Below are 6609 nucleotides of genomic sequence, written 5' to 3'. Positions count from 1 at the left end.
GCCGTTAATGCTGATTCCGGGATCGCACCAGTACTTTGCGCCCTGTGTTGACCCGACTCCAGAAGAGAACTGGAAAGACTCGCTGAAAAAGCAGCGACTGGGTGTACCGGAAAGATCGGTGTTGCGCTGGCTGGCCAATCGCGGTGGTATTGAAGCACCGAAAGGGCCGCCCGGTTCGCTGTTGCTGTTTGAGTGCAACACGCTGCATGCCTCCAATATGAACATGTCGCCCTGGAGCCGCTCGAATCTGTTTTTTGTTTACAACAGTATTGAGAACCAGATGCAGGAACCGTTCGGTGGTCAGAAGCCGCGTCCGGATTTCTTGGCCCATCGCACCGATGTAGAGCCGCTAACCATGCGCGATGTCGCTTTTGAGCCGGTGGTGGTGCCTGCGCATAAGCACGCTGAAACGACTGCTCAAGCGCGACAGGATGCCTTGGAGTGAAAGGAGTGGAGTATGTGAGCCGGGCTGCATGGCAACCCGGTAGTGCGAGTTACTAGCCGATATTTCCGGTCACGCGAACGCGACGGCTTTCTTTCGGCTGCCCGGCGGTTCGCGCCGCCTCACGCTTCTTGATACCGTCATCGATCATGTTTTTCACCGCAATGATCAACCCGGTAACGATAAATGCACCCGGCGGCAAAATGGCGACTAGAAACTGATTGTAGTCCTCGAAGAAAACAATCTTCCAACTTTTGGCGCCTTCACCAAATAAGAGCTCCATATTGGCGAACAGTGCTCCGGTACCTACCAGTTCTCGCACTGCTCCTAGCACGATAAGTATGGCGCCAAAGCCCAGCCCCATCATCAGCCCGTCGTACATGGCTGGCCCCAGGCTGTTTTTACTGGCGAAGGCATCGGCGCGGCCCAGAATGAGACAGTTGGTTGTGATCAGCGGGAGGAAGATACCCAAAATCTGAAACAGCTCGTAGGTATAAGCCTGCATCAGCAGTTCGGTACAGGTAACTGCTGCTGCAATGATCATGACAAAAGCTGGCAGGCGCACGGCGTCAGAGACAAAGCCACGAATCAGCGATACGGAGGTGCTCGATGCCACCAGTACAAATAGCGTGGCCAGAGCCATGCCCATAGCATTGACGACGGTGCCGGTGACCGCCAGCAGCGGACATAGGCCCAGCAGTTGGACAATAGCCGGGTTGTTTTTCCAGAGACCGTTTAAGGACAGCTCGCGATAGTTTGCATCACTCATTGCTGCTGTTCTCCTGTTCCGCCGCCATGATCAGGCGCTTGCGGTTATCTTCAAAGTATTGCAGTGCCTTGTGTACCGCGCTGGTGACTGCGCGCGGCGTTATTGTGGCGCCGGTAAACTGGTCAAATACGCCGCCGTCTTTTTTGACGCGCCATTGAGCCGGTTCAGGGTCGGCCAGACTCTTGCCGAGAAATCCGTCGACCCAATCGCTTTTCTTGCGCTCAACCGCATCGCCAAGCCCGGGAGTTTCGCGGTGAGACAGCACCCGAACACCCGCGATACTGCCATTGCGATTGACCCCTACAATTAGATCGATATCGCCGGTGTAACCTTCCCGCGAGGTGGCAGGAATGATGGCGCCGATGAATTTTCCGTTGCGGGTGGCCAGGTAGATGGCCTTGGATTCTCTTAGCCCGAGCAGACTTTCATCGTCGGTGACGAGCGTGGTATCGAGCATCGAATTGTCATGGCGCTCGGCGGGGATTATCTGCAACAGGGCCTTTTCTTCGGCGGCGCGGATATTCGCCTTGATCAAATCGCGGCTCCCCAGATACGTGCCGGCGATGATGGCAGCGGTGATGGCCGCAAAAATGCCGAGCAGAATACTGTTCCGGCTAACAGACTGGCTTAGCATTAGTCAGCCTCCTTTTGCAGCGTTTTTTTCTTGTGGCCGTAGGTTCGCGGCTGAGTGTAATGGTCCAGTAGGGGCGCGGCGAAGTTCATCAGCAGTACCGAGAACGCCACGGCATCTGGGTAGTTGCCCCACACACGTATCAGGTAAACCAATACGCCAATACAAGCCCCGTAAATGATACGTCCCCGGTTGGATACCGCCGACGTTACCGGGTCGGTGACGATAAAAAACGCGCCGAGCATGGTGGCGCCACTGAACAGGTGGAACATGGGCGAACCGCCGGAGGCGGAACTGCCACCGTCGTAGAACAGCGCTGATAACACAACCAGGGCGATCAGCATGCTGATGGGTGCATGCCAAGTAAAAACGCGTTTGTAGAGCAGGAACAGGCCTCCGAGGAGAAAGCCCACATTGGCCCATTCCCAGCCCACGCCAGCCAGCGTACCGAACTGCGCACTGGAGGCCCACAAGTCTTCCACCAGCAGCGAATCATTCTGTTTTAATACGTCAAGTGGGGTCGCCATAGTGACAGCGTCCACGGCACCGACGCTGAAGGTGCGCACCAGTGCCTCAATGGGGCCCAGTAGATTTCCGTCGAACGTGCCGGCCGGCGCCACCCAGGTAGTGAGCTGTACCGGGAAGGAAATCAACACCACCACATAGCCAATCATCGCCGGGTTAAAAGGGTTGTAGCCCATGCCGCCGTAGAGGTGTTTGGCAAACACGATGGCAAACAGAATGCCGACAGCGATCACCCACCACGGCGAGGCCGGTGGCAGGGCAATACCGAGCAGCACGGCGGTTACCAGTGCGCTGCCGTCATTCAGGTAGAAACCGATGGGGCGTTTTCGCAGCTTCAGGATGGCCGCTTCCATACCGACGGCGAGAATCGAGGCCCACAGGATATTGGTCAGGGTGCCGAAGCCGAAGAAGTAAGTGAGCGCAAACACGCCGGGGACGGTCGCTGCCAGCACCAGCCGCATAACGGTGGCGGTGCTCATGGGACCGTGGGCGTGGGGGGAGCTGACAGTTAATAGGGCCATGCTGAAGGCTCTTTGCAAAGGGTGTGTTCTGCATCTGTGGGGGCTCGCTCCCACAGGGAATGTGCGAAGGAATTGATCATGGCTTAAGGTTCAACTCCTGCTTCTTGGCGCGCCTGCGCCAGTTTGTCTTCGAGTTTGGCCAGGGTGTCGCGCAGCACATCCATGGTATCGGCGCCGCTTTCTTCTGCTTCTGCCAGTTTCTGTCGGGTTTTTTCAACCCGCGCTTCCAGTGATTCCAGGGCTTTTTTGGCCTTGTCTTCCGGGCTGAGTTTGGCGGCGGCTTCGCGGGCGGCCATCGCTTTTTCGATAGCCAGCTGGGCCGGGTCGTTGGTAGAGGCCGCTGCAGCAACGGGCGCTTCGCTCTCGGATAGCTGTGCCAGCTCGCCTCGCGCCGCTTCCAGCTTGTCGCGCAGTTTCGCGGTGGATTGTTCCAGTACCGGAGCGGTATCCGAGCCGCTGTCTCTGGCTTCCGCCAGTTTCTGTTCGGACTTGTGCAGCCGTTTTTCCAGCGAGGCAACCTGGTCCTGCGCTTTTTCCAGGGGGGATTTGTCATCGGCTTTGGCGCGGGCGGCTTGGGCTCGCGCGATGGCGGCTGCAGCGGGGTCGTCGGAATTTTCTTGCTCGAACTGCTGTAGTTCGTCTTTCGCCGCCGAGAGCTTTTCCGTCATACGCTGATGGGCAGTCTGCAGCGCGCCGAGATTAGGCGCTTCGGCAGCTTCGGCTTCTTTGAGCTTGCCGGCAGCACTCTCAAGGCGTTTTTCTGCAGTTTCCACCGCCTTCTTCAAGCGCGCCAGTTTTTCGTCTTTTGTTTCTGCAGGCGCTGCACCGCTGCGTTTGGCCATGGCTTTTTCGATGGCGGCCTGGGCGGGATCGACTGCCGACGTTGCCGCTTTTTCCTGTGCGGCTTTGACCGGATCTTTGCCTGCGGCCGCCTTTTTCTTGGCGGCTTCCTGGCGGGCCTTGCGACGAGCCTCTTTCTCGGCCTCCTCGCGCTCTATGCGCAGCTGGCGGGCTTCAAATCGCGCTTTGGCGTGCTCGGATTTCACCTTTTCCTGCTGCTGCTTGCGAATTTCTGCCTTGGAGGCGCGGTAGTACTGCACCAGCGGTATGTTGCTGGGGCAGGCATAGGAGCAGGCGCCGCATTCAATGCAGTCGAAGAGGTTGTGGTCTTCAAGTTTTTCGTATTCCTTGCCGCGCGCGAACCAGTACATCTGCTGGGGCAACAGTGACACTGGGCAGGCTTCTGCGCACATGCCGCAGCGAATACAGGCCTGGGCCGGTGGCGGTGGCGGTAGTTCCTTTTTGGTCGGCGCCAGCAGGCAGTTGGTGGTTTTTACCACCGGTACCGACGTATCGCGGAGGGTGAAGCCCATCATGGGTCCGCCCATTACCAGACGAATGCAGTTGTCGTGCTGGAACCCGCCGAGTTTTAGAAGGTGTTCTACTGGTGTGCCGAGCAGTACTTCAAAATTGCCCGGTGCAGTGCAAGCATCGCCGGTGACGGTGGTAATACGGGAAATCAGCGGTTCGCCGTAGTGCACAGCCCGGTGAATGGCCACGGTGGTGCCAATGTTCTGGCAGACGATACCCACGTCAGCCGGCAGGCCGCCCGAGGGTACTTCGCGGCCGGTGAGGATCTGGATCAGCTGTTTTTCACCACCGGAAGGGTACTTGGTGGGAAACACGACAACCTCAATATTGCTGCCTTGGGCCGCCGCGCGCAGGGCAGCGATGCCTTCGGGCTTGTTGTCTTCCACGCCGATCAGGGTCTGCTCGGTGGGCTGTATCAGGTGCTGCAGTATCTTTACGCCAGCAATGATCTGATCGGCGCGCTCGCGCATCAGAATGTCATCGGCGGTGATATAGGGTTCGCATTCAGTGCCGTTGATGATCAGTGTGTCGATAACGGCGTCATCGCGGGTGCTGAGTTTTACTGCCGAGGGGAAGCCAGCGCCGCCCATACCGGCGATGCCTGCATTGCGAATCACGTTGATCAGAGCGGGCTTGTCGAGGGTGGTGTAGTCCGCTATGCCCTGATGGTCAATCCATTCGTCTTTGCCATCGGTCTCAATAACGACGCAGGGGGCCAGCAGGCCTGAGGGGTGCGGGATTTCCCGATGTTCAATGGCTGCCACCGTGCCCGAGCTACCGGCGTGAACCGGAACGCTGACAAAGCCCGCAGCTTCGGCAATCATCTGGCCTTTCAAAACCCGCTGGCCCACTTCCACGATGGGCGCGGCTGGCGCGCCGATATGCTGTGACAGGGGGTGAACCAGCACGGGAGGAATGCCCGCCTGGATAATGCCGCGGCTCAGGGATTGTGCCTTGTTTTCCGGTGGATGAACGCCGCCGTGTATGTCCCAGATCTTTCTCATGCGGCCTGATCCTTGTTGTCGCTGTCACTGGCCGGACGATCGCTCGCGATCAAGTCTTCGGTAATGACCTCTTCGGCGGGCTTGGGCAGTTCCCAGCTCCAGTTCTGCAAGGTGGTGGGCAGTGGAATCATATCGATGCAATCTACCGGGCAGGGCTCCACACACAGGTCGCAGCCGGTACATTCGCTCGCAACAACCGTGTGCATATGTTTGGCGGCGCCAACAATGGCGTCTACCGGGCAGGCCTGAATACACTTGGTACAGCCGATACACTCTTCTTCTCGAATGTAGGCGACCGAGGGCACGCTGGCTTCTTCGGCGTCCAGCGGCAGGGCTTCTACATCGAGCAGGTCAGCCAAGGCGTTGATGGTCGCCTCGCCACCGGGAGGACATTTGTTGATGGCATCGCCGTCGGCAATTGCCTCGGCGTAGGGGCGACAGCCAGGATAGCCGCATTGGCCGCATTGGGTCTGCGGCAGCAGCGCTTCGACCTGATCGGCGATCGGGTCGCCTTCGGTTTTAAATTTGACGGCGGCAAAGCCGAGCAGGGAGCCAAAGGCTATGCCGAGCACCGCCAGCGAGGCCAGTGCAGCGATAAAGGGGTGTTGGGCGAGTAGTTCGTACATATCGACTCTCCTACACCAGGCCTGCAAAGCCCATAAAGGCCAGCGACATTAGGCCCGCCGTTACCATACCGATAGCGGGGCCTTTAAAGGGTTGTGGAACATCGGCTACGGCCAGCCGTTCGCGCATGGCGGCAAACAGTACCAGTACCAGTGAGAAGCCGGCGGCGGCGCCAAAGCCGTAAAGCGCAGATTCCACGAAGTTGTGTTCTTTGTTGATATTGAGCAGTGCCACTCCGAGCACGGCGCAGTTGGTGGTAATCAGCGGCAGGAACACGCCCAGAACCTTGTATAACAGCGGGCTGGTTTTACGTACCACCATCTCGGTAAATTGCACGACAACCGCGATCACCAGAATAAAGGAGATGGTGCGCAGGTATTCCAGACCCAGCGGCACCAGCAGCCATTCGTAGGTGAGCCAGCTACAGATGGAGGCGAGGGTGAGCACAAAGGTGGTTGCGCTGGACATGCCGATGGCAGTTTCCAGTTTGTTGGAAACACCCATGAAGGGGCACAGTCCCAAGAACTGCACCAGTACAAAGTTATTGACCAGAATCGCACTGATCAACAGAACAGAATAGTCCGCCAACATCGTGGGCCTCGACGATGAAATTCGTAAGTTTTGCGCGCGGCGGGCAAATGCCCGGTAACAAAAAGTGAGCTGAGCTCAAAAAACAGGCGGTTAGTCTATTTTATTTCGAACAAGCGTTCAATTTAAAAGTC

7 protein-coding genes are annotated in these 6609 nt (G+C 57.9%); 1 reads left to right on the top strand and 6 read right to left on the bottom strand.

Features of this window, described 5'->3' with window-relative positions; genetic code table 11:
- The coding region (locus tag ABYP39_RS16320) for a phytanoyl-CoA dioxygenase family protein (RefSeq protein WP_372783603.1) at positions 1–445 on the top strand (445 nt) is incomplete at its 5' end.
- A gap of 52 nt (positions 446–497) precedes the next feature.
- On the opposite strand, the gene ABYP39_RS16315 is transcribed toward ABYP39_RS16320, so the two are convergent.
- The 6 genes from ABYP39_RS16315 to rsxA all read right to left on the bottom strand — a co-directional run bounded on the left by ABYP39_RS16315 (position 498) and on the right by rsxA (position 6478).
- The gene (locus tag ABYP39_RS16315) at positions 498–1211 is read right to left on the bottom strand and encodes an electron transport complex subunit E (RefSeq protein ID WP_372764407.1); all 714 of its coding nucleotides are present in this window, start codon (positions 1209–1211) and stop codon (positions 498–500) included.
- Entirely contained in the window at positions 1204–1845 is a 642-nt protein-coding gene (gene rsxG / locus ABYP39_RS16310; RefSeq protein ID WP_372764405.1) for an electron transport complex subunit RsxG, read from the bottom strand. The genes ABYP39_RS16315 and rsxG overlap by 8 nt, the downstream gene beginning before the upstream one ends.
- Entirely contained in the window at positions 1845–2888 is a 1044-nt protein-coding gene (gene rsxD / locus ABYP39_RS16305; RefSeq protein WP_372750300.1) for an electron transport complex subunit RsxD, read from the bottom strand. The genes rsxG and rsxD overlap by 1 nt, the downstream gene beginning before the upstream one ends.
- A gap of 83 nt (positions 2889–2971) precedes the next feature.
- The gene (rsxC, locus tag ABYP39_RS16300) at positions 2972–5263 is read right to left on the bottom strand and encodes an electron transport complex subunit RsxC (RefSeq protein WP_372783601.1); all 2292 of its coding nucleotides are present in this window, start codon (positions 5261–5263) and stop codon (positions 2972–2974) included.
- The gene (gene rsxB / locus ABYP39_RS16295; protein ID WP_372783599.1) at positions 5260–5889 is read right to left on the bottom strand and encodes an electron transport complex subunit RsxB; all 630 of its coding nucleotides are present in this window, start codon (positions 5887–5889) and stop codon (positions 5260–5262) included. The genes rsxC and rsxB overlap by 4 nt, the downstream gene beginning before the upstream one ends.
- A gap of 10 nt (positions 5890–5899) precedes the next feature.
- Positions 5900–6478 (bottom strand): electron transport complex subunit RsxA, encoded by a 579-nt coding sequence (gene rsxA, locus ABYP39_RS16290; RefSeq protein WP_372750134.1) that lies wholly within the window; start codon positions 6476–6478, stop codon positions 5900–5902.
- Positions 6479–6609 lie beyond the last annotated feature (131 nt).

Origin of the sequence: Litorivivens sp. (assembly GCF_041625495.1) — a bacterium.
GTDB lineage: Bacteria > Pseudomonadota > Gammaproteobacteria > Pseudomonadales > Spongiibacteraceae > Litorivivens.
The sequence above is the reverse complement of the archived record's forward strand: the minus strand, read 5'-3'. Positions and strand labels throughout refer to the sequence as shown.

Bases quoted from the DNA above. Each gene is read 5' to 3' on its own strand.
- ABYP39_RS16315 (WP_372764407.1), bottom strand. From the start codon at position 1,211: ATGAGTGATGCAAACTATCGCGAGCTGTCCTTAAACGGTCTCTGGAAA.
- rsxG (WP_372764405.1), bottom strand. From the start codon at position 1,845: ATGCTAAGCCAGTCTGTTAGCCGGAACAGTATTCTGCTCGGCATTTTT.
- rsxD (WP_372750300.1), bottom strand. From the start codon at position 2,888: ATGGCCCTATTAACTGTCAGCTCCCCCCACGCCCACGGTCCCATGAGC.
- rsxC (WP_372783601.1), bottom strand. From the start codon at position 5,263: ATGAGAAAGATCTGGGACATACACGGCGGCGTTCATCCACCGGAAAAC.
- rsxB (WP_372783599.1), bottom strand. From the start codon at position 5,889: ATGTACGAACTACTCGCCCAACACCCCTTTATCGCTGCACTGGCCTCG.
- rsxA (WP_372750134.1), bottom strand. From the start codon at position 6,478: ATGTTGGCGGACTATTCTGTTCTGTTGATCAGTGCGATTCTGGTCAAT.